This is a genomic window from Laspinema olomoucense D3b (assembly GCF_025370785.1).
Classification (GTDB): domain Bacteria; phylum Cyanobacteriota; class Cyanobacteriia; order Cyanobacteriales; family Laspinemataceae; genus Laspinema; species Laspinema olomoucense.
The window spans coordinates 1-24,203 of the sequence record NZ_JAMXFA010000036.1; the positions used below are offsets into that span (position 1 = coordinate 1).

General features: G+C 44.8%; 29 protein-coding genes. 18 read left to right on the forward strand and 11 right to left on the reverse strand.

All coding sequences use genetic code 11. The features are described 5' to 3' along the window. Window positions 1–116 precede the first annotated feature (116 nt). The 8 genes from NG792_RS21890 (at window position 117) to NG792_RS21920 (ending at window position 4,055) form a co-directional block, all read left to right on the forward strand. Window positions 117–239 (forward strand): hypothetical protein, encoded by a 123-nt coding sequence (locus NG792_RS21890; RefSeq protein WP_261236780.1) that lies wholly within the window; start codon window positions 117–119, stop codon window positions 237–239. Window positions 240–291: 52 nt separating this feature from the next. Continuing rightward, entirely contained in the window at window positions 292–657 is a 366-nt protein-coding gene (locus NG792_RS21895; protein WP_261236781.1) for a hypothetical protein, read from the forward strand. Window positions 658–660: 3 nt separating this feature from the next. Continuing rightward, window positions 661–2,250 carry an NACHT domain-containing protein gene (locus NG792_RS21900; protein WP_317619519.1) on the forward strand — a complete coding sequence of 530 codons (1,590 nt, stop codon included), beginning with the start codon at window positions 661–663 and terminating at the stop codon, window positions 2,248–2,250. Between the two features lie 96 nt (window positions 2,251–2,346). Continuing rightward, window positions 2,347–2,592, forward strand: coding sequence for a hypothetical protein (locus tag NG792_RS29010; protein ID WP_317619520.1), 246 nt, complete (start codon window positions 2,347–2,349; stop codon window positions 2,590–2,592). 70 nt (window positions 2,593–2,662) lie between these two features. Continuing rightward, entirely contained in the window at window positions 2,663–2,911 is a 249-nt protein-coding gene (gene vap15 / locus NG792_RS21905) for a type II toxin-antitoxin system VapB15 family antitoxin (protein ID WP_261236782.1), read from the forward strand. Between the two features lie 143 nt (window positions 2,912–3,054). Then, window positions 3,055–3,324: a hypothetical protein gene (locus tag NG792_RS21910; RefSeq protein WP_261236783.1), complete on the forward strand. Its 270-nt coding sequence runs from the start codon at window positions 3,055–3,057 to the stop codon at window positions 3,322–3,324. Continuing rightward, window positions 3,321–3,749, forward strand: coding sequence for a type II toxin-antitoxin system VapC family toxin (locus tag NG792_RS21915; protein WP_261236784.1), 429 nt, complete (start codon window positions 3,321–3,323; stop codon window positions 3,747–3,749). Before NG792_RS21910 ends, NG792_RS21915 begins: the two co-directional genes overlap by 4 nt. Before the next feature lie 84 nt (window positions 3,750–3,833). Further along, window positions 3,834–4,055, forward strand: a complete 222-nt coding sequence (locus NG792_RS21920) for a hypothetical protein (RefSeq protein ID WP_261236785.1) — start codon at window positions 3,834–3,836, stop codon at window positions 4,053–4,055. Between the two features lie 206 nt (window positions 4,056–4,261). Here the strand turns inward: NG792_RS21920 and NG792_RS21925 are convergent, their stop codons facing one another. The 3 genes from NG792_RS21925 to NG792_RS21935 form a co-directional block, all read right to left on the reverse strand. Continuing rightward, window positions 4,262–4,675 (reverse strand): putative toxin-antitoxin system toxin component, PIN family, encoded by a 414-nt coding sequence (locus NG792_RS21925; RefSeq protein WP_261236786.1) that lies wholly within the window; start codon window positions 4,673–4,675, stop codon window positions 4,262–4,264. After that, entirely contained in the window at window positions 4,665–4,892 is a 228-nt protein-coding gene (locus NG792_RS21930; protein ID WP_261236787.1) for a hypothetical protein, read from the reverse strand. The genes NG792_RS21925 and NG792_RS21930 overlap by 11 nt, the downstream gene beginning before the upstream one ends. Before the next feature lie 259 nt (window positions 4,893–5,151). After that, window positions 5,152–6,963: a serine/threonine protein kinase gene (locus NG792_RS21935; protein ID WP_261236788.1), complete on the reverse strand. Its 1,812-nt coding sequence runs from the start codon at window positions 6,961–6,963 to the stop codon at window positions 5,152–5,154. Here NG792_RS21935 and NG792_RS21940 point away from each other — a divergent pair. From NG792_RS21940 to NG792_RS21955, 4 genes are all read left to right on the forward strand, one after another. Beyond that, entirely contained in the window at window positions 6,895–7,299 is a 405-nt protein-coding gene (locus NG792_RS21940) for a hypothetical protein (RefSeq protein WP_261236789.1), read from the forward strand. The genes NG792_RS21935 and NG792_RS21940 overlap by 69 nt on opposite strands. Before the next feature lie 173 nt (window positions 7,300–7,472). Next, on the forward strand, window positions 7,473–8,903 hold the full coding sequence (locus tag NG792_RS21945; RefSeq protein ID WP_015147336.1) for a form I ribulose bisphosphate carboxylase large subunit: 1,431 nt from the start codon (window positions 7,473–7,475) through the stop codon (window positions 8,901–8,903). A 255-nt stretch (window positions 8,904–9,158) separates the two neighbouring features. Beyond that, window positions 9,159–9,548 carry a RuBisCO chaperone RbcX gene (gene rcbX / locus NG792_RS21950; RefSeq protein ID WP_261201882.1) on the forward strand — a complete coding sequence of 130 codons (390 nt, stop codon included), beginning with the start codon at window positions 9,159–9,161 and terminating at the stop codon, window positions 9,546–9,548. A gap of 68 nt (window positions 9,549–9,616) precedes the next feature. Beyond that, complete coding sequence (locus NG792_RS21955; protein ID WP_261201881.1) at window positions 9,617–9,952, forward strand: ribulose bisphosphate carboxylase small subunit; 336 nt, start codon at window positions 9,617–9,619, stop codon at window positions 9,950–9,952. 125 nt (window positions 9,953–10,077) lie between these two features. On the opposite strand, the gene NG792_RS21960 is transcribed toward NG792_RS21955, so the two are convergent. From NG792_RS21960 to NG792_RS21985, 6 genes are all read right to left on the reverse strand, one after another. Beyond that, window positions 10,078–11,196: a fatty acid desaturase family protein gene (locus NG792_RS21960; RefSeq protein WP_261201880.1), complete on the reverse strand. Its 1,119-nt coding sequence runs from the start codon at window positions 11,194–11,196 to the stop codon at window positions 10,078–10,080. Between the two features lie 218 nt (window positions 11,197–11,414). Then, window positions 11,415–11,903 carry a PIN domain-containing protein gene (locus NG792_RS21965; protein ID WP_261236790.1) on the reverse strand — a complete coding sequence of 163 codons (489 nt, stop codon included), beginning with the start codon at window positions 11,901–11,903 and terminating at the stop codon, window positions 11,415–11,417. Next, complete coding sequence (locus tag NG792_RS21970) at window positions 11,900–12,145, reverse strand: UPF0175 family protein (RefSeq protein ID WP_261236791.1); 246 nt, start codon at window positions 12,143–12,145, stop codon at window positions 11,900–11,902. Before NG792_RS21970 ends, NG792_RS21965 begins: the two co-directional genes overlap by 4 nt. Before the next feature lie 58 nt (window positions 12,146–12,203). Then, window positions 12,204–12,887 carry a hypothetical protein gene (locus NG792_RS21975; RefSeq protein WP_261236792.1) on the reverse strand — a complete coding sequence of 228 codons (684 nt, stop codon included), beginning with the start codon at window positions 12,885–12,887 and terminating at the stop codon, window positions 12,204–12,206. Between the two features lie 87 nt (window positions 12,888–12,974). After that, window positions 12,975–15,029 carry a twin-arginine translocation signal domain-containing protein gene (locus tag NG792_RS21980; protein WP_261236793.1) on the reverse strand — a complete coding sequence of 685 codons (2,055 nt, stop codon included), beginning with the start codon at window positions 15,027–15,029 and terminating at the stop codon, window positions 12,975–12,977. A gap of 412 nt (window positions 15,030–15,441) precedes the next feature. Then, window positions 15,442–16,719, reverse strand: coding sequence for a valine--pyruvate transaminase (locus NG792_RS21985; protein ID WP_261236814.1), 1,278 nt, complete (start codon window positions 16,717–16,719; stop codon window positions 15,442–15,444). 664 nt (window positions 16,720–17,383) lie between these two features. Between NG792_RS21985 and glgP the strand changes: the two genes are divergently transcribed. Together glgP and NG792_RS21995 are read left to right on the forward strand one after the other, a co-directional pair. Further along, window positions 17,384–19,603, forward strand: a complete 2,220-nt coding sequence (gene glgP / locus NG792_RS21990) for an alpha-glucan family phosphorylase (RefSeq protein WP_261201861.1) — start codon at window positions 17,384–17,386, stop codon at window positions 19,601–19,603. 95 nt (window positions 19,604–19,698) lie between these two features. Next, window positions 19,699–20,532, forward strand: coding sequence for a Tab2/Atab2 family RNA-binding protein (locus NG792_RS21995; protein WP_261236794.1), 834 nt, complete (start codon window positions 19,699–19,701; stop codon window positions 20,530–20,532). A gap of 282 nt (window positions 20,533–20,814) precedes the next feature. Here NG792_RS21995 and NG792_RS22000 read toward each other — a convergent pair whose 3' ends face one another. After that, window positions 20,815–21,018 carry a hypothetical protein gene (locus NG792_RS22000; RefSeq protein WP_261201859.1) on the reverse strand — a complete coding sequence of 68 codons (204 nt, stop codon included), beginning with the start codon at window positions 21,016–21,018 and terminating at the stop codon, window positions 20,815–20,817. A 400-nt stretch (window positions 21,019–21,418) separates the two neighbouring features. On the opposite strand from NG792_RS22000, the gene NG792_RS22005 reads away from it, so the two are divergent. Beyond that, on the forward strand, window positions 21,419–21,997 hold the full coding sequence (locus NG792_RS22005; RefSeq protein ID WP_261201858.1) for a Uma2 family endonuclease: 579 nt from the start codon (window positions 21,419–21,421) through the stop codon (window positions 21,995–21,997). Between the two features lie 124 nt (window positions 21,998–22,121). On the opposite strand, the gene NG792_RS22010 is transcribed toward NG792_RS22005, so the two are convergent. Beyond that, a complete protein-coding gene (locus NG792_RS22010) occupies window positions 22,122–22,655 on the reverse strand; it encodes a helix-turn-helix domain-containing protein (RefSeq protein ID WP_261201857.1) in 534 nt (177 codons plus the stop codon). 382 nt (window positions 22,656–23,037) lie between these two features. On the opposite strand from NG792_RS22010, the gene NG792_RS22015 reads away from it, so the two are divergent. The 3 genes from NG792_RS22015 to NG792_RS22025 are packed head-to-tail and all read left to right on the forward strand — an operon-like array spanning window position 23,038 to window position 24,115. Then, window positions 23,038–23,367, forward strand: coding sequence for a hypothetical protein (locus tag NG792_RS22015; protein WP_261201856.1), 330 nt, complete (start codon window positions 23,038–23,040; stop codon window positions 23,365–23,367). Continuing rightward, window positions 23,367–23,582, forward strand: a complete 216-nt coding sequence (locus tag NG792_RS22020) for a hypothetical protein (protein WP_261201855.1) — start codon at window positions 23,367–23,369, stop codon at window positions 23,580–23,582. The genes NG792_RS22015 and NG792_RS22020 overlap by 1 nt, the downstream gene beginning before the upstream one ends. After that, window positions 23,579–24,115 carry a hypothetical protein gene (locus tag NG792_RS22025; protein ID WP_261201854.1) on the forward strand — a complete coding sequence of 179 codons (537 nt, stop codon included), beginning with the start codon at window positions 23,579–23,581 and terminating at the stop codon, window positions 24,113–24,115. Before NG792_RS22020 ends, NG792_RS22025 begins: the two co-directional genes overlap by 4 nt. The last annotated feature ends 88 nt before the right edge of the window (window positions 24,116–24,203 follow it).

Here is a 24,203-nt window from a genome sequence, read left to right on the forward strand (position 1 = left end):
TGTTTATTGGTGCAGGAATAGGGGCCTCTTGTTCATTTACCCCCCCTGCTTTTTATAACTTTTTCAGCAAACCCTAACTATGGATGTAGGGCGATCGCTCCTAAAACTAACCATCGGTGGTACTTGTGCCTGGGAGTGATGGCAGAGGGGATGAGGGAGTTTCCCTAGAAAATCAGGATTTAACCAAAGCGGTGGGGAAAGCCATAGCCGCCGTCATCACCCTCGCCGCCAAATCCTAAAAAGAGCAAGATCGATTCAGATCAATTTCAGCTCAACTAATGAGGAAATATAATGTCAGAAGGGAAAAAGCAACAGTTTAACGCTCCAGTGGGCAGTGTGGATAATCAAGGTACTCAACATAATGTGGCGGGAGTCAACCACGGGATTCAGCAGACTAACACCTCGGCTCCTGAACTACAGGCTACAGTACAAGAGATTCAAACTTTGCTTTCCAGTTTAGACGTGACTCAGGCAACCACTACGAGTGAACAGATGAGGCTCGCGGGAATAGTCATTGCCAAAATTGAGGATCAGCCCACCTTTAAGCAACGAGCAATCCGGGCGGCGCAGGGTGGACTGATGGAATTACTCAAGCAAACTCCAGTCGGGGCGTTCGTTGCTGGGGCGATCGAGGGTTGGACAAAAGAGAAAGATTAGTCTATGTCAGAGCCAACTAATCAAAATACAGGAAGTCAAGGAAACCAGGGCCAGCAAGGGAATGTTGCTGGTGTTAATTATGGTGTTCAAAATACTTTCAACGTTAGTGAGGGGCGATCATTATCTAAACAGGAGTATCGCAATCGTCAAAATATATTGACTCAGATGCGAACCGAGGTAGAAAGCCGTTTAACCCAGTCTATCCACCGGGCGGCGTTCGTGAATTTGGGCAAAGAACAGCAACCCCAGCAGGTGCAACGTCCTTGGGATATGTCGGTGAAGGTGGGTGAACAGCGCAGCGTTCAGTTACCCCCCCAGACGACGATTCTGGATGTATTTGATAATCCCACCATTTCCGGCAAGTTCCTGATTTTAGGCAAACCGGGGGGCGGCAAAACCACGACCTTATTAGAGTTAGCGGAAGCCTTGATTGCGCGCGCAGAAGGGGATAGCGATGCCCCCATTCCGGTGATTTTGGAGCTTTCGACTTGGCAGGAGGTGACCAAACGGGAGTTTCCCAAAGTCTGGAAACAGAAAAAATATGACCCTTCGATTAAGGAGTGGGTTCTGTCTCAGCTTATCAGTAAGGGGGTGAGTCAGAACATCGGGGAACAGTGGCTTCGGGAGAAGGAGTTAGTGCTGTTGTTGGATGGGTTGGATGAATTGCAGCCGGAACGTCAGGGGAAGTGTGTCCGAGCAATTAATCAGTTTTTAGGGGGTGAGTTTTCGCCGTTGCATTTGGTGGTGTGCAGTCGCAAGGAGGAATATGAAAACTATGAGGAAATGTTGCAGTTAAATGGGGCAATTTGTTTGGAGGATTTGACGAATGAGCAAATTCGGGATTATTTTGCTTCGGTCAATCTAGGGGAGTTTTGGGAGAGCATCAAGGAGTCGGAGAAGATTGTCAACTTTATTCGTCAACCGTTGTTTTTAGCCATTACGAGTCTTGCTTATCAGCAGATTGATGTTGAGGAGTGGCGGACTTTAAATACCGAAGAGGAAGCAATCAATTATTTGCTTGGCGTTTATCGGTTTGAGAGACTGGGTAAAAAGCACAAAAGTACATTGTATCCCAATCAGGTGCCTGAATGGTTAATTACAAAAAATAGATTGATTAAGATTTCCAAAATTATGGAAAAATATGAATCAAATTCATTTAATTTTTCCGAAAAAAACTTGGAAATCATAGATTCTTCTATTCAAAAGACAATAATAAATACAATCCCATTATTGCCTTATCTTTTAGTTCTATTTTATATTTTATTGTACTTAACTTTTTTTGCATTCAACCCAACTATTGCAAAGATATTAATGAATTTAGAGACTATTTTTGTGATCTGCTTAACTTTATTTATTATGTTTGATTCTTCTAAGACATTACGAAGAAATATTAAAATTAAAGTAATAGACACTATACTTCCGAGATTTGTTGTTATTAAAACTTTTAAATTATATATTTTAGAATTTTTTATTTTAGGTTTAATAGAGATAAAAAATATCTTTCTAAAAAGTCTTAAAATTCAAAAATCGCTCAAAAAATCAGAACGAAAACTAGATAGAAAAAATAGGGGGGTAAGTGAAATAAAAAATTAAATTTTTTATTTAGATTTTATGTTATTGTTGGCATGGATTGCAAAAATTTTTATAAGGGTAATAGTTGCTACAATAGTTACTATTATTCTATATCCGGTGTTTTTCTTTATAACGTCGCTTATAGTTTTTATCATTATTCTTGGGTTAGAATTATATAACTTTTTTCGCCGCTTTATTTTACGTTTAACCCTGTGGCTAACAGGTCAAATGCCCTGGAATATCACTCGCTTCCTCGACTACTGTACAGAACGCCTCATCCTGCAACGAGTCGGCGATCGCTACCGCTTCATCCATCGCCTCGTGCAAGAACACTTCGCCAACCTGGAAATCCAGAAAGAGTAAAACCCAATCAAAGAAAACCCTTCCTCAAAACTCAATTAAAATATCACTGTATCCTCAACCCCATAAAACGATGAACCCAACTCAATATCAACTCTCCCTCAGCTTTGAACAAGTGTTGAGCCTCGTCAAACAACTACCGGAGGCTGACAAATTAAAACTCAGTGAAGCATTATCCAAAGAATTGCTAGATAGCAAACTGACTCATCTTCTCCAATCCTTCAAGACTGATGAACTCTCCTTAGCAGAAATCACCCAAGAAGTCGAAGCGGTAAGAACAGAAATTCATGCCCAGCAAACCGCCCATTTTTGTGCATTCTAATCCAGCGACATAGAAACCCGGTTTCTGGCAACTTGGCTATAATAGTCGTAACCCCCTTAGCCACTCCTCAACTTAAATCAGTTTAATGATGAGTTGGCGTAAATCAAGTACAATTATAAATCAATCACTACTCAGAAAAATTCATGCTGAACATAGAACTAGACCAAGAAACCGAAGCCCGTTTAGTGGAAATTTTAGCCAGGGAAAAAACGACTAGCGATGAATTGATTAAACGCTTGGTTAAAGAACGCTGGTTGAGTTTGCAACCCCGCCAAACTATTGTCGAAAGATTGGGCGGACATCCTGAACATCTGTTAGAAGATGCGCCTCCTGATTTATCAGAACGGGCCAATCGAAAAAAGGCGATCGCTGATTATTTGAAAAAGAGACATCCTCAATACGATTTGCAATGACCTACTATCCTGTAATTCTTGTAGATAGTGGAATTTTAGTCGCTTACTACAGTGCTAAAGATCCCTATCATCAACAGGTACGAGTCTTCTTTGAAAGATGTACCAGTAACCTAGTCACTACTGTTGGCTGTGCTACTGAGGTTATGTGGCTTTTAAGTTCTAATTGGCGAATACAAAATCTGTTTTTAGAGGCAGTTGCTAAGGGGGTTTTTGAAACAATCCCACTGCTGCCTGAAGATTTTTCCCGCATTGCTGAACTGAATCAGCAATATGCAGATTTGCCCGGAGATTTTGCGGATTTGTCTCTAGTTGCTATTTCAGAACGACTGAATATTCCAGCTATTGCTACTTTAGATAGTGATTTTGATGTGTATCGCCGTTATCGAAAACAGGCTTTTGAACGCGCATTTATCCCTGAATCATGAAGCGATTTTTACGGTTATAGATGATTTTTAGGAGCTAGTGATAAAACCTCAAATCAATACTTGAGTAACGACAACGGCACGAGGATGGAAGTTTTCAAAGAATTTGTTGTTTGCATCAAAAATACAGACTATGCGGATTCCCTAGAAGTTCGCAAGATTTATCAAGTCTTACCCGGCTCAAAAGCGAATAGTCATCAAATGCTGCGGATAATTGATGAATCAGGGGAAGATTATCTCTATCCTAACTCCTATTTTATGCCCATTGAACTATCCGCTCCTCTGCAACAAGTTCTGGAAATGTCTTAGGTTGAGTGGAATCAAAGAAACCGGGTTTCTGGAAAATTGGCTACAATAGTATCAACCCTTACCCTCTCCTCAAGATGACATTCACGACCGATACTCCTGTAACTTGGCAATACCTAGAGATTGATGCTCAAAATCAGGCAACCATTGCCCAGAGTCGCGTTTCAGTTGCCCAACTGATTCAAGAAAAACACGCCCACGCCTGGAGTTTATTCAGTACATTTATCAACAAACCTATCTGGAGTCAGAATTTCTATGGATTGAAAAGGATTTAACACCAATAAATCCAAATCTCCGGTAATCATGAAATTAGCATTACCACTAACAGCTAACTCTAAAAATTTATTGTCTTTTTTATCTCTACAAATTGTGATTGCCTCTGTAATCTTGACCAATTGGCAGGAATTGATGAATTTAATTAAAAACAGTTGTCTTTCTTCCGGAGAAAGGTATTTGTCAAACTTGGGACGATTCAGAACTTGCCCTAATTCACTTAAAGTTGCTTCAGAGTATAAAATTATTCCTTGTTCTTCTGCTAACTCTAACGCCCGAAATGGAACTGATGACTTAAACAGTAAAGCACTGATTAACACATTGGTATCGATGACAAATTTACTGGTCATTGTCATCGTCTAAAATATCTTGTAAAATTTCTGGGGTTAAGCCTCGTTGTTGTGCTTTGTCTGAAATTTCTGCCATCACCTCAGTGAAACGCTTGTCGTATAAGTTTCCTCGTAAAAATAACTGAACAATATGACTTAGCTGTTTCTGGATTTCCGGGTTAGCCTGTTCAAATGCCGCCTTAATCTCTTCATCAACCTGAAGAATAATACTAGCCATAGTTTTCTTGTCAATTGGCAATTTAGGGTTTGACCCAATTATAGCATCACATCCTGCCCCGCTTTAGACATCCCCCTGTGACGGTGGTTGTCCCTCAACCCCTCGCCGAGTGGCGACTGCCGCAATACCTAGAAAGGGACCCAGGTTTTCTCTCCATACTGACGAATTCCTAAAAGTGTCTTTAACTTTAATGATTTGCCCCAGACAGAATAACTTTTGAGAAAAACTCAGGTTTTTTCCCTCAATCATTAAATTTATTCTATCGAAATCCTAATAGTCTCAACACGGGCATTAGTAAATAGTAACTACAACCCAGACAAAAACTGCCGGTCATTCCGAGGAGGGCAAAAAAGGCGATGCTATCCCAGAATTGCGGCATTCCGATTCCCGAGGTGGCGGAAAATAGGTCTAAAATTAGGGGAAAATATGAACTATAGAGAAAGACGGCCATCACGATCGCAGTCCCGATCGCACTCATGGTCGCATGGAATAGTTGTGGTTTGGGTAATCCTAACCCCAGGGTAATAGAGGCGATCGCAATTGCTGTAAATCCAACTAAATCCGGTGCAGCTAGGGTCTCACTGGTTGAACTCACCGCTAATACAAACCATCCCAATCCATACCCAAATACTCCCATCAAGCCAGCCACGATAAATCGTCTTTGTTGTCCAAAACTTCCCGCTTCAGTTAATCCCAAAGCTGTACCTAAACCTGCCATTCCAAATAAAATTGCCACCGGATCAACGGCCAGTTGTAGATTAGGAAACCATTGTGCGATTAACTCACTTAGGCGGCTGCTGAGTCGGCTGCCCACAGGTAACCAATAGGCTAAGGCAAATCCGACTCCGGCACCGACACTCGCACCTAATCCGCCTAAGATAGTTCCTAATAAGGTATCAAAGCAGGCTGTAAATACCCAACTAATCAGATCTAAGGTGGTGCTCAGGATGCTTTCTAGGGTTTTGTAACTGACTATGCCTAGGGTGGCGATCGCCTTAATCGTCAATGTACCCACTCCCCAGCAAAATTTGATACTGTGCCTAGATGCCACCGCCGCAAACTCCGCCAAACGTCCACCCAGTCCCTGGTTGCGCTTGCGGACTAAGGTTTTTAAATACGAACCTTGTCCCAGTCGTCCTTGCAGTTCTGTTGCACTATCTAATCGCTTGTCAACCTGAAACTCCAGCATTTCATCGATGACCTTCACGAGATTCAGACTCACCCTGGCATGAGGATGCCAGCGACATTCTCCCGACATTCCATCATCGAAGTCCGTTGGAGATCGCCCGGTTAGCAGAAAAATTGCCGTTCGTCCCAAGGCATAAAAATCCGCTGCCGGTCCCACGGAACTCCCCATCATCTGTTCTGGAGGACTGTAACCCGGGGAGAACAACCGCGTGGAACTCGCCTGCTTGCCGCTGAGTTGTTTCACCCCGCCAAAATCGATCGCCACCAGTTGACCCACTGCACTTCCCCCCATCCTTCTATTAAATAAGGAGAAAGGAGTACCCGTATTTGTCGGAGTCGCCGCCATGCGAACCATCAAATTTGTCGGTTTCAGGTCCCGGTGAATAATGGAATGGCGGTGCAACTCTTCCAGAATATCTGCTGCCTGCATCAACCAATCCACCACCAACGCCTCGGGAAACCCTTGGGGATAATCTCGGTGTAGCATCTCATCCAATGTAAACCCCTCGATTTTTTCCATGACGAGACAAGGAAGGGTATGGGGTTGGGGATGTTTGAGAGAAATCTGAAAATAACCATCGCGATCGACCTTGGGAATTCCTGGGTGGGTCAGACTCGCCAAAACCGATGCCTCTTGTTCAAAGAGTTCCAAGGCTTTAGGCGATCGCTCACCCAACACCTTTAAGACTCGTTCCCGGTCCGTCCGCCGGTCATAAACGGTGAAAGTGACAGCAAAACCGCCGGTCCCTAATTTTTGTAAAGGAAGGTAACGGCCATTTAAAATCAGGGGGGTTCCACAACTATCACAAAAGTGATGACTCCGACTTTGGCCGGTGGGACTTGGACAATCCGGGTTGATGCAGTGGAGGAAAGCTGGCTGCATAAGTTTTTTAAAATCACCCCCAAGGGCGATCGCGCAACAAAGGGGATCAGGATTAAAGGGTCTCAAGGCCAGGGTTGCGATCGCATTGTGGAACGTTCGTCCCCCCTGTATCCGGGTCAGGAAGCAGAACCCATCGCCTTCTTAACTGCGATCAATTGTATCGTTCCTGCTGCTCCCCACACCGAAATTCTGCCCGTCCTCGCCAAACTGAGCGTTTTATTATATCAGAAAGTTACCGTTTTATATTATAACAAAAAATTAATATTTATAACGAAAAATAAAGAAATATTATCGAGGAATAAAAGAACAATGATGTTTAACTTATTGTTTTCCTGATACTATTGTTATGCAGCAAAACGAAGCAGCCGACTGATTTCGCTCCACCGATCCCCGACGTGGGTTTGGTAAGCAATAGTACCCAGATAAGTGAATAGCTTGTCAGGAGAACTAAAAACCAGGACAACTGCAACGATTTTCGATGATTCCGATGATTCCTAGGAAGGGGGATTATGTCTTACAGTTCAACCCAGACTCAAGCAAAAACCGGCTACCAAGCTGGCGTTAAAGATTATAGACTGACTTACTACACGCCGGATTACACTCCCAAAGATACCGACGTTTTGGCGGCATTCCGGATGACCCCTCAGCCCGGAGTTCCCCCCGAAGAAGCAGGAGCTGCAGTAGCTGCTGAATCTTCTACCGGAACCTGGACCACAGTGTGGACCGACCTTTTGACCGACTTGGATCGGTACAAAGGCCGTTGCTACGACATCGAAGCGGTACCCAACGAAGAGAACCAGTATATCGCTTACGTTGCCTACCCCCTCGACTTGTTTGAGGAAGGTTCTGTTACCAATATGCTGACCTCCATCGTGGGGAACGTGTTTGGTTTCAAAGCCTTGCGTGCACTCCGCTTGGAAGATATGCGGATTCCCGTTGCCTACCTGAAGACCTTCCAAGGTCCTCCCCACGGCATCCAAGTTGAGCGCGACAAAATCAACAAGTATGGTCGTCCCCTGTTGGGTTGCACCATCAAACCGAAACTCGGTTTATCTGCGAAGAACTACGGTCGTGCAGTATATGAATGCTTGCGCGGTGGTTTGGACTTCACCAAAGACGACGAAAACATCAACTCCCAGCCGTTCCAACGCTGGCGCGATCGCTTCTTGTTCGTTGCTGACGCTATCCATAAAGCTCAGGCAGAAACTGGCGAAATTAAGGGCCACTACCTCAACGTAACCGCCCCCACCTGCGAAGAAATGCTGAAACGGGCTGAGTTCGCCAAAGAACTCAAAATGCCCATCATCATGCATGACTTCTTAACCGCAGGGTTCACCGCCAACACCACCTTGGCTCACTGGTGCCGCGATAACGGAATCTTGTTGCACATTCACCGTGCTATGCACGCCGTTATCGACCGTCAGAAAAATCATGGTATCCACTTCCGTCTGCTTGCCAAGTGCTTGCGGATGTCCGGTGGTGACCACATCCACACGGGAACCGTTGTGGGTAAACTCGAAGGCGAACGCGGCATCACGATGGGCTTCGTCGATCTGCTCCGCGAAAACTATATCGAACAAGATAAATCTCGTGGGATTTACTTCACCCAAGACTGGGCATCCATGCCTGGGGTGATGGCTGTTGCTTCCGGTGGTATCCACGTATGGCATATGCCCGCACTCGTGGAAATCTTCGGTGACGACTCCGTGCTGCAATTTGGTGGTGGGACCTTGGGTCACCCCTGGGGTAATGCTCCGGGTGCAACCGCCAACCGTGTTGCTTTGGAAGCTTGCGTTCAAGCTCGTAACGAAGGTCGCAGCTTGGCTCGTGAAGGGAACGATATCCTCCGTGAAGCCGGACGTTGGTCTCCTGAGTTGGCTGTCGCTCTTGACCTCTGGAAAGAAATCAAGTTTGAGTTCGAGGCGATGGATACCGTCTGATGACGGATCCTTAGTAGAAAAGTTAACCGTTAACCTGAGATGGAAAACGGTTAACCTTTCTCCAGTCAGGCAATCGCTCAAGCTGGAGCGCAGTATCACGGCAAAATCCGGCAACAGTGGGTGGAAAGTATTCCCCTACGCTGTTTGATAAAGGAGATCCGGGTTATGGTTTGTACCCAAGGAAAGGTGCAACCACCCGTTGCGATCGCGGATGGTAGACATAAATAACCGCCGATATCAAACGTTGCCAACAATATGGATTTAAAACAAATTGCCAAAGATACTGCCAAAGTGATGAGCAGCTATTTGACCTACCAAGCCATGCGCATCGTCGTCAGTCAACTGAACGAAACTAATCCTCCCTTGGCCTATTGGTTGCAAAACTTTTCGGCCACGGCCAAAATTCAAGATGGAGAAGCGTACATTGAAACGTTACTTCAGGAAAAGCCAGACTTGGCGATTCGGATTATGACCGTGCGCGAACATCTCGCGGAGGAAGTTACAGAGTTCTTGCCTGAGATGGTTCTGACTGGCATCATGCAAGCCAACATCGACCACCGGAAGCAGTATCTGGAAAGAACAGTAACGGGATTACCCTTACTTGACTCAACCCCAGAGACGGAAACGGAACGCGAATCCGGTTGACGGTGGTGATTTATTTCTGGCCTAAACCGCCAATCCTTGTAGATCCCGCACCAAAGAGACAAAGAATTATGAAAACTCTGCCAAAAGAGCGTCGTTACGAAACCCTTTCCTATCTGCCCCCTCTGTCTGATGCACAGATTGCCAAGCAGATTCAGTACATCATCGACCAAGGCTACATTCCTGCCATTGAGTTCAATGAAACCTCTGACCCCACGGTTTACTACTGGACCATGTGGAAACTGCCTTTGTTCAACGCCCGTTCTGTCCAAGAAGTGATGGCTGAAGTTCAAGGCTGCCGCAGTGAATACCCCGCTTGCTACATCCGCGTTGTGGGTTTTGACAACATCAAGCAGTGCCAAGTCCTCAGCTTCATCATCCACAAACCCAACACCAGCCGCTTCTAAGTTTGTGAAGTAATTCTCACATAGTTGGCGGGGTAGGGGGAATGAGTTCGTTCCCCCTACTTTATAGGTAGGCTAAAGCAAAACAACCGACACCCTAAAAAGTGTCGGTTGTTTTTGCTTGAGGGTCAGTTTTTAGCTGAAGTCGGGATCACAGGACAAGGGACTGATTTTTCTCCGGACCAATCGGTAAAAGTATTTTCATCTTTGTAATGGCGAGGAGTTTGTAACAATAAACGCCAAGCTTCTGTCGCATCGATTAATTTCAAGCGACCAGGATAGTGAAGTTCTAGCAATTCTCGGACTAGGGGATAATAGTCTGAGTTGATGTTGGGGAAAATATGATGTTCGGTGTGGTAAGAAAAGTTTAAGTGCAACCAATCGAAGAGTTTAGGAACTCGGATAGATAAGCTATTAAAGGTAGGGTCATTAACGCTGCTCATCGGCGAGACCATGTGATTGGTATAAATATAAAACATCACACCGGCATAGCCAATGGCGATGGGTAGAAAGTAACTCAGCAGCAGTTTGATGGGGTCAAATTGTAGGGAAAACAAGATGGTGAGATGAATAGCTGCGATCGCCACTAATTCCAATGCGATCGCCCGTCGTTCTTTCGGCGTAATGGTAAACGCTGCCGGAACATAGTCTACGGATTTGTCATTGAAAAACAGCACGGAAGTGATGTTTCTAAAATTATGCACACCCCAAGCACTGGTCATCCCGACTGCTAACCACAAGGGATGAACCTCCGCAGAAGGCACAAATAGGTTTTGAATCCATTTGCCCCAATTTTTTGGCTGACCCTCCAAATAGTTGCGATCGGGGTCGTTCATGGAATTGGTTTTATTGTGATGTTCTCGGTTATGGACCGCTTTCCACATGGTTTGTGGCATCCATAACAGGGTTAATCCGAGAAATCCCATGATGTCCATCACCCGCTTATTTTTGATGACACTGCCATGCATCAGGTTATGAGAACTAAACAGCAGGACAATAATGCTATTGCCCATCATCAGGGCGATCGGGAGATAAAGTGGTATTAAGAAGACGGGCCAACGATCTAATGTAGAGGCGATCGCCCAACCCAGGATCATAATCACCAAATTAATCGATAAAATCCCTAACTTACCCGGATCGGGTGCAAACGCCTCTGATGGCAGCAGGGGACGCAATTTCTTCGCATACTCCGCATGAGGAATCATTAATTCTTCCTCAGTGCGGCTCATCAATTGTTGTGAATTCATTTCCGAATCAGTCGTCCCTAAAAGTTGAACTTTTAAACCTAACAGGTTAAGTATAGCGCAAAAAATAAAATTACTCAGGTCTATAACTATTTTTTCTACCCCTAAAAATATTTTTATTTTTAAAGCTTTTATGATATAATAGTGGACCGCCAAAAATTATTAATAACGACTAACAATTAGAATAATCTCGACAAAATGGACACAGGGGATATCAGGAATTATTCATCAACTGCTTGTAAAATTCTGATGTATAATTCTGTACTTATCCGAAAACCCGCCTGAGCAATGAGGGCGTCCATAATCGGTTGAACCGCAGGAATCAGCAATCTGGCTTTAGCTGCAACCAGAATCCCCAGTATCCCTGTAATCTCTATTCCCAAATTGCTGGCTTCTCGTCTACCCAGTTGTTCATCTATCAGCAGTCGATCCGCATTTAGCTCCAGAGCAAGGGCGATCGCTTCTGCTTCTCCAAGATCGAGTTTTTTTTGCAGGAGAGTTTCCACTTGGCTCCTATGGGTAACGGGTTGAATTTCAATCCAATCCAAGTTTGACACCGTTCGGATTGCTGCATCCTCTGGAGGTGCATTAGTCAGTTCATTCGCAACCGCTTGGGGAATAATAATTTTTGGATAAATTTGTGACAACAGATGCAAATGACCGATCGCCGCTAAATTACTTAAAGGGGAAGTATTGCTGACAATTATCATTGCCAACCTCGTTCTCGCAAAGATTCTAAATCTTGTTCAAAATCTTCTATTTCATAATGAATACAAATTCCCCGGGTTGCCATCTCCCGCTGGAAGGCGATCGGGTGCAGTCCGGCAAGGTGTGCTGCTTTGCCGAGGCTAATTTTTTTTTGCTGAAACAGCATCATGACAATTTCTAATAATAACTCCGGTTCAGACAAACCGCTGGCTTCTACCAGTTCCTCAGAGATGACTAGACTCATGGGGTATTTTGATAACTCGATAAGTTAATTATAGCAAAATTTACCCATACTCACTCCTTCATCGAAACCGAACCCCCAGGGTTAAACCTGTTTCATCTAAACTCAGGTTCAGTTTATTTTCAATGGATTGAATTACAAAATCCACCGCATTTGGACCAATTCCAATGGGTTCCGCCAGGGTATTGAGTTGATTGAGGGCAACAAATTCATCTAATCTTTTCCCATTAAATCTAGCTAATTCTTGGTCCAGTTTTTGAGTAATCATCCCCTGCTTAGACTTGAGAACTAATTTGGAGCTTTCTAAATCCGTCTCCCCCGCTTTAACATAGAGATATCCATCTTTGATACTCAGGGATAAATCTTGAGCGACTGAAACCGGCACGCTTCCCGGGATTGCTTTGAGATTAACAAGAACATCCCCCTGGAGGTGAATTCCTTCTGGAATTAACGCATAGTTGAGATTGCTGACGGTGATTTTGTTGCGACTTTTTTCCGCAATGATGGGTTCTAACCGCTGGAGTAACTGACTCAAATGGAGTTTTTGCTCTAAACACTCGGGACTGTAGTGAACTTCCAAAGTGTTATCGATAATTGTCGCGACGTTTGCACAGGGGGAAGGGATGGGAGAGGCGATCGCCAGATAATCCCCTGGCAGTGGGGTTTGTCCCCAAGGTAGAGCAGGCGCAGTCAGAACCAGTAACAATGCTAATCCTAAACTAATTAGAATTGATGGGAGTTTCATGGGAGGAGGGAGTTGAGGATAAGGGGAGAGGGAAGGGGCGATCGCACCGTGGAAAGCAAAACCGTAAAAGGTGCGATCGGCTAAAATTTAAGTCATCTTAAATGTATTGTGCATCTCCCAAATCACATCAGCTAATTGAGCCTTCTGCTCTTTATCAACAAGCACATCAGCGATTTTGCCTGCTGTATATATATCTAAATCTCGATAGCTAACAGACCCACTAGACCCGAGTTCTCTCCAAATAATTCCTTGATTGGTGAAAAATATTCCTGCCTTACCGTTATCGAATAGGCTGATATCTACAAAAGATAGTATTTTTTCTCCCTTGCCAACTTTTCCCCACTTTTTCAAAGCTTTGGTTAATTTATCTAGGGGAATATCGGGAGCAAAAAATACTTCTTCAATATCATATTTTTCCTGGGGTAGCTTAGTTTTGAGAAAAGCAAACAAACTATCATCGACACTAATTTCTTCAATAAAAGTGTACAGACGAGCTTCTAATTGGTGAAGGATGTTATCATCTCGCTTCTTTTTCCCTTTCAAAAATGACCAAACCACATAACCCGTACCAAATGCCACCAGGGATGCGCCACCAGTGAGTACACTGAGTCCACCCAAGGCTGATATTGTAGCAGTAATTGCAGCGGCTCCCGATAAAGTACCAGCAAAACCCAAAACACTAGCACCCGTCCAGGCTACAAAAACAGCCGCCGCACCCGCTAGAGTTCCAGTTAGTCCAGCTACTCCTAAGTTTTTTAAATCTTGTCCATCCAATTGAGACACTAGCGCAATGGAAAGGATTCCGGCTGCACCAATTAAAGCGGCTCCACCTGTAGCGACTGCCAAACCTCCGAGCATACCGAAACCACCTGTGGCGATCGAACCCCCACCTAACGCTGCTAACGTTGCATTTGTAGCGGCTGCTCCACTCAAAGAGCTAATTGTTACGCCTGTCCCTGCTTCTACTCCCAAAAAACTCAGGGCGTTGGTCGCAGTGGGGACAATACCAACACCAGTACGTTTCACTTTATTTGCGACTCTCGTCAGCTCTCCAAAATCTTCTTGGGCTGATGCAGCATCTTCAAAAAAGCGGTCTTGTGCCAATAAATAAAGCACTTTACAGGTTTCAAGGATGTTAGAATTGGCGATCAATTGATCTAACCCATTCAAAGTTTCTTGGTCTGAAACTTTTTGTCCATCACGGACCTGCTGATAAACGTTTAAATACTTGCTCCGATCTTCCTCAGTTAATTGGGGGCTTTGTTGGGGGTCTGCAATTAATTGAACGATGATAAAATCAGCGGTTACTGCTTTAGCTTTAGCAAGAGCCTGTAAGTAATATTGCTGAAGTCCGGGACTTAATTCAGCACCGGCAATGATAGCAGCGAGATCCGTGAGCTCTTCAAAGTTCGGTACAGGGTCGCCAGCACGCACATATTGGTGGGTTCCCCGAATCACTTGTTTCTGATTTTGATTTAACTCGGAGTTCGCTAAAACCTTCTCAATGGCTTCCTCAATTGCCACTAATCGAGAGCTTTGACTGGCAACTTCGTAGCGCTGCTGAATTGTTTCATCTAATTTAGAAGAGGCCACGACATAATCGAGTAAGTCTAAGGTTGCCAGGTCATCAAAATATTTTCCTTCGGTGATTTGTAAATAAGCTTCTTGGCAGTTTTCTTTCGTCACATCTTGGATAAATCCGGCTGATTCTATTTCATATTCTATGTTTTCCTGAATTTTAGCGCTCGGCTCATATAAGGTATGCATGACAATTACAATATCGTTGCCTTGAAGACCTTTGCCTTTGACTGTAAATTCGCTCTGATCGGCGACCCGGCGAGGGATATCGATGGTGCAATTTTCGCCCGATCGCAATACGACTGTTGCCTTACCCCCTCGGGCAACCGTAATATTAGGAACAAAAATTCGATACCGTTCCTTAATGTTGAGATTTACATTGGAATCCCCATTACTTGTAGTACCCGAAACACTACTATCAGCACTGACGGGTTGGGGCCATCCTCCTAGGGTGAGGGCCAGAACCGCGCTGGCGGATAAACCGAGAAACTGGCGACGTGCGATCGCAGAAGTGGTGGGATTGGGTTCGGGATTAGAATAGGGTTGAGATTGGATAGAAGACATGATGATCGTCCTTAAATGGTGTTCAGGTAACAAAAATTACCCAGCCAGTTGCGCGACATAAAACTGTATAACCGTTTACAAACTGTTACTATTGAGAAGAGGTTTTAGGCAGCAACCTGAGATTTTAGGTATTTTTTTGTTGAGAGGGTCGTCCTATATTTTAGAGGGGTTAAAAAATCAGCGTCAATCCGTAGAATCACCGAAAAACCTATTAACTTTTATTAAGCGCTTCTTCGTTAGAAACCAGGTTTCTGCCTCAATTTGGGTGGTGTGGCAAAGATTTGGTCAAGAAACCCGGTTTCTGAATTTTTCCCTGGGGGTTAGAAACCGGGTTTCTGCCTAAATTTGGTTGGATTGCCAAAGCTTGAGTTAAGAAACCCGGTTTCTGAATCTTTCCCTGGATTGAATTGAGTTAGGCGATAACGCCTTGAAAGACTTTTTCAACCACTTTTGCTAAACGTTCCATGCCCATTTCTATGGCTTCATCACTGGCGGTTAAACTCAGGCGAATACATTCATGTTTGTGTTTCCAATCTTCGCGTAAACCGGGGAAGAAACTGCTGCCAGGAACGGCTATGACTCCGACTTTTTTCAATTCTTGATAGAGTTCCCAATCCGTCATGGGTAAGTCTTGGAACCACATCCAGGCGAAAATTGCGCCTTCACCGCGATGCAAGAACCAGGGGAGGTCTTTTGGCATGGCGCGATCGAGGGTGGTTTCTAGGACGGTGAATTTTTGCTGATAGTAAGGACGGATGACGGTTTCGGCAATTTCGCCTAATGCGCCTGATGCGATCGCCCGTGCTGCGATCGCCTGTCCATAGCGAGAGGAGTGAATACACAAATTAGTTTGGAAGGACTGCAAAATCTGAATTGTGCGTTCATCCCCGATCGCAATCCCAATCCGTTCTCCCGGTAATCCCGCCTTGGACAAACTCATACAATGAATAATATTCCCGCCAAAAATTGGCGTCATATCGGTGAAATTCAACGCTGGATAGGGCGGTGCATAGGCGGAATCTACAAATACTGGCACATCATAAGGCGCTGCCATTGCGGCAATTTTCTTCACCTCGTCCTCAGTTAGCACATTCCCCGTGGGATTACAGGGACGAGAAAAGATTACACAACCGGCATTTTCATTAATCTCTAATTGACTGAAATCGGGACGATATTTAAACCGATGTGCCGCCGCATCTAAATCTAAGGTGGGTTTATAGGCGACTAAAGATTCCGGTACTAAGCTGACTCCCCCATAGCCTGTATAATCGGGACTCAGGGGTAAGACAATTTGTTTGAGTTGTCCGCTGCTGCTGTATCCCCCCAAGGTATTGGCAGCAAAAAAGTAGAGGCATTGACTCCCCGGAGTAATCAGAATATTGCGATCGCTCAGGTTTAATCCATAGCGCTTGTTAAAATCTGCTTTGATGACATCAATAAACGGCTGATACCCTTGGGATTCTCCGTAGCGACAGACGACTTCCCCATACTCCGAGGAGGAGAGTAAATCTGCGGTACAATCGCGCCACAACTGTTCAACCTCGGGCAAAATGACCGGGTTTCCGGCACTCATATTAATTAAATCCCGATCTGCACCGGCGCGTAAGGTTTCACTAATATCTTTCATGATGGCCCGCACTCCAGTAAGCTGGGACATCTGTTCACCAAATTTAGTCAGATCGGGATTCATAGGACTTCTACTATTAACGATAAGTTTGCCGTGATTTTTACCGATTTTAGCTGATTTTTGGTGTCGCGATCGCCGCCTTTGGCTCATCTTCATAATTTCCAGGTCCCTTTGCTGGGACCTAGCCCTGTTGCTTATGGGGAATTACCCATGAGCCACAGGATGAGGTCCCTCAAAGCGGGATCAACCTTTCCACCACCGCGATCGCCCCTGTAGAGACTGGACGTCAAGAATTGCTCACAATTAATAACCCTGACTAACCCACCGTGATCCCCAAAATTGCTCAAGGAATTGCCCTGAACTCAACCCGTAGAACGATGCAAAATTTTGGGGCTTAATTGCAAATAAAACCCGGTTTAAGCGTTACACAGAAAGAGATTGCCGGATTTCTGATCTAGGCAAACTGGCAACCCCAGGAGACGGGTCAAGAGGCGATCGCCCCTAGGGGTAGTTCTAGGAGAATCTGAAGCAAAACTTAAAATTGTGTAAGAAAACACCTATTTACCGCCTAGAGGTAATAAATTTATAATTCATCCTAATGTTGTTGCCAAAAGAGCAGCCCCGGGATACTCTTTGCAGCGCTCGGTCCATCGAGAGTCTTCGGGGTATCGCCCTTGTGTCAAATGTCCGACAACCGAAAACGTCTCGAAAGCATGGTGTCATAAGTATGGTGATTAAAAATTACACGAAAGCCAGCCAACAGTTGCGGGAAAAATTACCTCTTCCCCTGAAACCCTTGGCAGAAATCGCTTATAACTATTGGTGGTGTTGGACGACGGAACGAATTTCGCTGTTTCGCAACATCGATCCCGACGCATGGCAGCAGTGGAACCACAATCCCGTTGCCTTGCTGCAATTTGTTTCCCTAGAACGCCTCAGTCAGTTGGCGAATGACCCCGATTACATGAAGCGGGTGAAAGCAGTATCCGAGCAATTTCACCGCTACATGGCGATCGAGGATACCTGGGCGAGTCGAGTGGCCCCTCAGATTACCCACGATCGCCCCGTCGTGTACTTCTGTGCCGAATTTGGCATCCATGAATCCCTCCCCATCTACTCCGGTGGTTTGGGGATGTTAGCCGGGGATCACCTCAAATCCGCCTCAGACTTAGGCGTCCCCTTAATTGGGATTGGTTTAATGTATCGGCAAGGATATTTCCGCCAACGCATTAACGGTCACGGCTGGCAAGAAGATTACTATGTAGATAACATCTTCGAGCAGATGCCTTTGGAGTTGATCACCGATGCTGATGGTAAACCGATTACGGTTGAATTAGAAATCCGCAATCGGGTGGTCAAAATCCAAATTTGGCGAGTACAAGTCGGACGAGTTGCTCTCTATTTACTCGATACCGATCGCCATGATAACGACCCCCTTGATCGCTGGTTAACTGGACACCTCTATGGCGGTAACCAAGACACCCGGATCGCCCAAGAAGTTGTTCTCGGTATCGGCGGTGTCAGAGCATTAGAGGCCCTGGGAATTACACCCGCGATTTGCCACCTCAATGAAGGACACGCCGCTTTCTGTACCCTAGAAGTTGCCCGCATGGAAATGCAGCGTACCGGCAAGAGTTTCTATGATGTAGAACAGTCAGTTCGCGAACGTTGTGTGTTCACGACTCACACCCCAGTTCCTGCGGGTCACGATGTATTTTCCGGAGACTTAATCGAGTCTTACTTCTCGCACTATTGGCCTACCCTGGGATTGACTCAGGAACAATTCATGGCTGTTGGTGCAAGGCGTTTGGGAGATCCTTGGGAACCGTTTGGCATGACTGTACTCGCTTTGCGGATGTGCCGGACCGCTAACGGAGTTTCGGCGTTACATGGTGAAGTCTCCCGGAAGATGTGGCATATTATGTATCCCGATCGCCCGATGGAAGAAGTCCCGATCGGTCATATCACCAATGGAGTGCACCAGCGCACCTGGACCGCCCCTCTCCTCAGTGACCTGTATTCTCAGTATTTGGGAGAGGATTGGATCAACCGGATCGCTGATCCGCAAATGTGGAACAAAGTAGATGAAATTCCCGATGAGGAACTCTGGTGGCGTCATCAACTGCTGAAAGAGCGGTTAATTGCTCACACTCGCACGAAGATTAAACGAGCAAGGCAACAACGGGGAGAAAATCCCCAGTGGGTAGATGCCGCAGACCGGATTTTAGACCCGAATGTGCTAACCATTGGGTTTGCGCGCCGCTTCAGTACCTACAAGCGGGGGTATCTGTTGATGCATGATTTGGAGCGATCGCTGCGGCTGTTCAGCAACCCCGAACGCCCGATCCAAATCGTGTTTGCCGGGAAAGCACACCCAGCAGATGAACAAGGGAAGCGGATTCTGCAAAGGATTTATGAATGGAGTCAACAACATTCCCTGTTGCAAAACCGCGTGATTGTGCTGCCTGATTACGATATGTACACGGGACGCAAGTTAGTTCAGGGTGTGGATGTGTGGCTAAATACCCCCCGTCGTCCCTTGGAAGCCTCGGGAACCAGTGGTCAAAAGGTCTGCTTTAATGGCGGGATTAATTGCAGCGTCTTAGACGGATGGTGGTGCGAAGGCTATCAAACGGGTCCCGATGGTAAAGGGATGAATGGTTGGGCGATCGGTGAAGATGCTCATACCAGTGACCAAGAAATGCAGGATAAAATTGATGCAGAATCCCTGTATCGGTTATTAGAGGAGGAAATTGTTCCCCTGTATTACGACATTGACCCGAATACTGGCTTATCTCACGGTTGGATTAAGATGATGAAGGGTTCGATTAAGACCAATGCACCATTATTCAACACCGATCGCATGGTGGCGGATTATGTGGCGAAGGTTTATGCACCTGGGATTCAGCTTGATGTAGAATCGATTCGCGCCAGCGTTTTGGTGTAATTGGGATTAACGGCGGGGGTTTGAACGTTGGAGGCTTTTTTAAGAGCATTTCGCGTTTGAACTCCCGCCGGTATTGATAAATTTGGATTGTAGTTGTGGTCATTTGGCAAGCAGATTTTTACCGTCGTCCTTTACAAAGTGCTACAGGGGAACCGTTATGGGAATTGTGCCTCTGTGATGCAACGGGGAATTTTCAATGGAGTAGTCGCTGTTCCCAAGGGGAGGCAAACTCGACTTGGTTAGCAGAACAACTGCAAATCGCTGGGGGAGGGAAGTTACCGGAGGCGATCGCGGTGTTTCGTCCCCAGTCACTCACTTTGATAGGAGCGGCAGGGGAAAAACTGGGGGTTAGGGTAGAAGCTTCTCGACGCACTCCAGCTTTAAAATCATGGTTGGTGGAAAAGGCGCAGGAGTATAAGAATGAGCCAAATTATACAGGTGCACCTTACGAACCCTTAGTCCGCGATCGCCCGCCACCGGGACCCCTGCCGGAAGCGTTATGGGGCGATCGCTGGCGGTTTGCTTCCGTGAGTGCCGCTTATTTAATGGAAGTATTTGCTGAAAGAGCAATCCGGATTCGTCACATCCCGGAAGACTTGACCCCAGTCGCCTTGGGACTCCCTTCTACTGCGGTGATTCCTGGAGTAGTCCTCGATGGCGGACGGCAATCCCTGAAAATTGCCCAATGGTTACAGGAAGCATCCCCAGTGGCGATCGATTACAATCCTGGACCTCCCAATGGATTAATTTTAGAGGCGGGATTAGTAGATCGTTGGATTATTGCTACCTTTGAGGATGCAGAAGTTGCAGAAGCGGGGGAAACCTTTACACAGCGCAAACAGGCAACTCAGGGGTTACATTTTTTACTAATTCAACCCGATGATTCTGGGATGACTTATAGTGGGTTTTGGTTATTACAGAATAGCTAAAAGCTGCTTGCTACAAAGAGGGCTATTTGTTTTTTTTTAGCTCTTCAATATTGATAGCGCCTGCTGGAGGACTTTATCCAGCAGGCTGCTTTTTATAGATAGACATTCATAAGTCCCAGTAATAAGCTTGAAGAGATTGTATTAACAGGAAAACAGACCAAGGTGCGTAGCTTAACAGTTGTTGCTACTAATGTTCTTAACTTTGGAGAGTTCAAGACAGAAGAAAACCTGCTGAAACCGACTTAGGACAAGCATTTTACATCCGCACCCACTCCAAAAACCTTACTCGACGACCCGAACTAACCCTCGTTGGACAGCATCAAAAACGCGGCTAATTTGCGTATGTTCCCGGTCATTTAGGGCATTTTTCGAGAGTAGCGTTGTCATCAACAGTTGTTGGTCAACGCGGGTTATTTGCCGCAGAGCAAAGATTCTTTCCACAATTTGATCCACTGAAAGTTTGGGTAAAGTTGTTTGACCTAGCATGATTACACCGAATTTAGACCAATTGCACAACACTCATACTTTATTATTAAAGATTTGGTAAATTTAGCAAGCGATCGCGAACATAGGATGACTGTGAAAATTTGGCAGAAGATTGGCGATCGGTATCATTGACAAAATTGAAAAAATGGTCATAGTTTCGGGAGGCTCCGACGGGCTTGAACTGAGGGACCTATCCTTGTAGGCGATCGCCTCCCCAGAAGATCCAGAAGTTCCCCAAGGGCGATCGATGATACTCCGTATCAATCAAGGGTATAATTCCTGGAGCAGATTTCTCCCCCCATAGTTCCTCCCTGCGCACCCCTCTCACCCGTCAACCCCCACAGTTATAGTCATGTGATGCGCTATAATGGCATCCATCAACCCCATCTAAACCATTGCCATGAATACTCTAGTCGCTGATAAATTATGCAGCTTTGAAGACTATCTCCAGTATGATGATGGAACCGATAACCGATATGAATTAGTCAAGGGGAGATTAGAGCTTATGAATCCACCGACAATCAGACATTTACTGATTGCTGATTTTATTCGGGATAGCTTAAAAGCAGAAATTAATCGAAAACAATTACCGTGGCTATGTTTTAAAGAAGCAGGGGTCAGAACCGGATTGCAGAAATCTCGGATAACCGATATCTGCGTAGTTTTACAAGAACAAGCCCTAGACTTGTTGGATAAATCTGCTGTTTTCCAAACCCCGCCTTTATTAGTAGTAGAAGTGGTCAGTCCTGAATCCATCAACCGGGACTATCGATATAAGCGATCGGAATATGCAGCCGCCGAAATCGTCGAATATTGGATTGTAGACCCCATCTTAAATCAACTCTCCCTCTTGCGCCTAGAAGAAGGATTCTATGAAGAAACCATATTAACAGCAAGTCAGCCCATAGTCTCTCAAGTTTTCCCCGAATTAACCTTAACGGTTGACCAAGTGTTAGCCGCCGGAAACCTCGGCGCTTGATAGAATATTCCGACATTTTAAGTCTTTATATTTAAAAATTTTAGAAATAAAAAAAAACTGTATCTTACCCCATTTAAAAACATTAAGTTCCGAATAAAGTAATTTGCAATTAAATGGGTTTAAGTCATTTGAGTGAATCTAAGACTTCACCTAATGGTAAATTCATTGTTTCGGAGATTTCCTCTGGGGTTAAACCTAATTCATTGAACTTGGAAATAGTTTTTATAAGGGTAGAATTTAAAATATTTTTATTTTTGCTTTCCTGATTTGTGGGATTAGAGCGAGGTGAATCAGGATTAACAGTATCCTTATTATTTACTTCAAAATTATCCGGATTAGTGCAGAGGTTGAGGTTACCAATCTGGACGGGATTCCCAATGATTTGATGTTGAGAATTCACAAATCCCAATCGTTCAATGGTAGCGCAAAAATTTGATTTGTTTAAGTCCTCGCCTAAAATTTGAGACAAAATTTGCCAAAGTTCGTATCCCTCATCTTTGACATGACCCATCGTGCATTTATACTGTTCCGCAATGTCTGCATACTTCTCACCATTAAGGACGCCCTTCAAAATTGCCATTTGCAGATTATCAAGATGTTTACCCGTTTGCTGAAACACTAAGTCATCAATTGATTTCAACACCGATTGCCAGTTCATAGTGCCGCGATCAACCCTCCCAAACTCTTTCCTATCCGCTATTATCCGCTATTATCCGCCCTTTTAAGATTTTTTAAGAAAAGAGCCGTCTTTATCCGTCCTTTTCCGACTTGCCTAGAATAAAAGGAGCAGAAGACAATAAGGATTGAGCGGGCGATCGCGCTGCCAGAACTTGAGCAATGCTTGTCTAGGGGCTTGCCAGTGAAGCTTGCTATCGGGACTCAAATCGTAAGCTGAGGAACTCTTAGGGTTGCAAGCCTGCGCGATCGGTCTGGACCCTTGAAAGCATTCTCAGTCCTACGGTCAGATCTGAGCAAGGTAAGGGGTGAGGGGCCAAAATTTACCGAAAATCTGAATTAAGAGGCGCAAGGAGCAAACGATTATGATTCAACTCATCGTCGGATGGGTTCAAGACTTCTTCAATTTTTCCAACGTCAAGGAGTTCAAACCCGTAGAAAAATTAACCCCTAGTCAAAAGGGGTACAAATTTGAGCATGATGAACTCAAACGCTTAATGCTGAGACTCAAACGATTTGAAACCGTTGAATTTACCGATGTAGAGGGGACCCCACTGACTCCACAAATTGTAGAAAATCGCTATGGTAAAGATGGGGGAATTGATTGCGTCATTCGGATTATTGCTCCCACGGAAAGAGGAGCTAAAATTGTGGCAACAAAAATTAGAAATATTTTGATAAACGGAGATTATTGATGGCCTATCAGAAGATTGCCTTAGAGTATAAAGATCGCCATCTGACCCGGCCCATGTTAGATCAGATTGTAGGCGCTCAAACCCGGGCGGTTCCGGATGCAACAGAACTTATCATTCGATGCCGTTCCGCAGCTAAGACCGCCTATGAAGCGGTAGACTCCTACCCCATTAAAGTTACAATAATTGCTAGAGAAGTTACCCCAGAAGCCCTATGACCTATACCCTTAACTTTGCCCTAAACTTGAACAAGGAGGGTGAAAATATTATCTATGATTCAGAGCAATTTGCGGATCAACCTATTCAGATATCAGTTCCGCAAATTATTACAATTTTGGAACGGTTCATCGGAAAACCATTTCACCGGGCTGGACTTATTGAAAATCGAAAATCAGAAAAGGTTCAGATTAAAGACGCTTTTTCCGAGAAAAAAGTTCAGGATGAAGTAAAGGCAATAAATGAAAATTTGATTGCCAAATCATCCCTAAAAGGTCTATCTGGTCAAGCCTATTACTGTCAAATTAAAGAGTTAGACACCCAAAAAATCAATGAAATCACAAGTGATTTAAGTAACTATTTGCAAGAATCAATTTCCAGCATTAATTCGGAGAATTTTCTTGCTGATGAGACATCCGTTTTAATTTCTGCACTCAAAGAAGTGGTTGAAATTAGAAACTACTTAGCAAGGTATTTTAAAAAGGCTCCCAATAAAATGTATCGAAATGGATATTTTGTTATTATTTTAATGTAAGATCACCTAATCATATAGCGTTCCTAAATTATTCTGACAATGAATTCGAGTCTGAGTCTTGTAAGCTTTGGCGCAGCCTGGTAGGGGC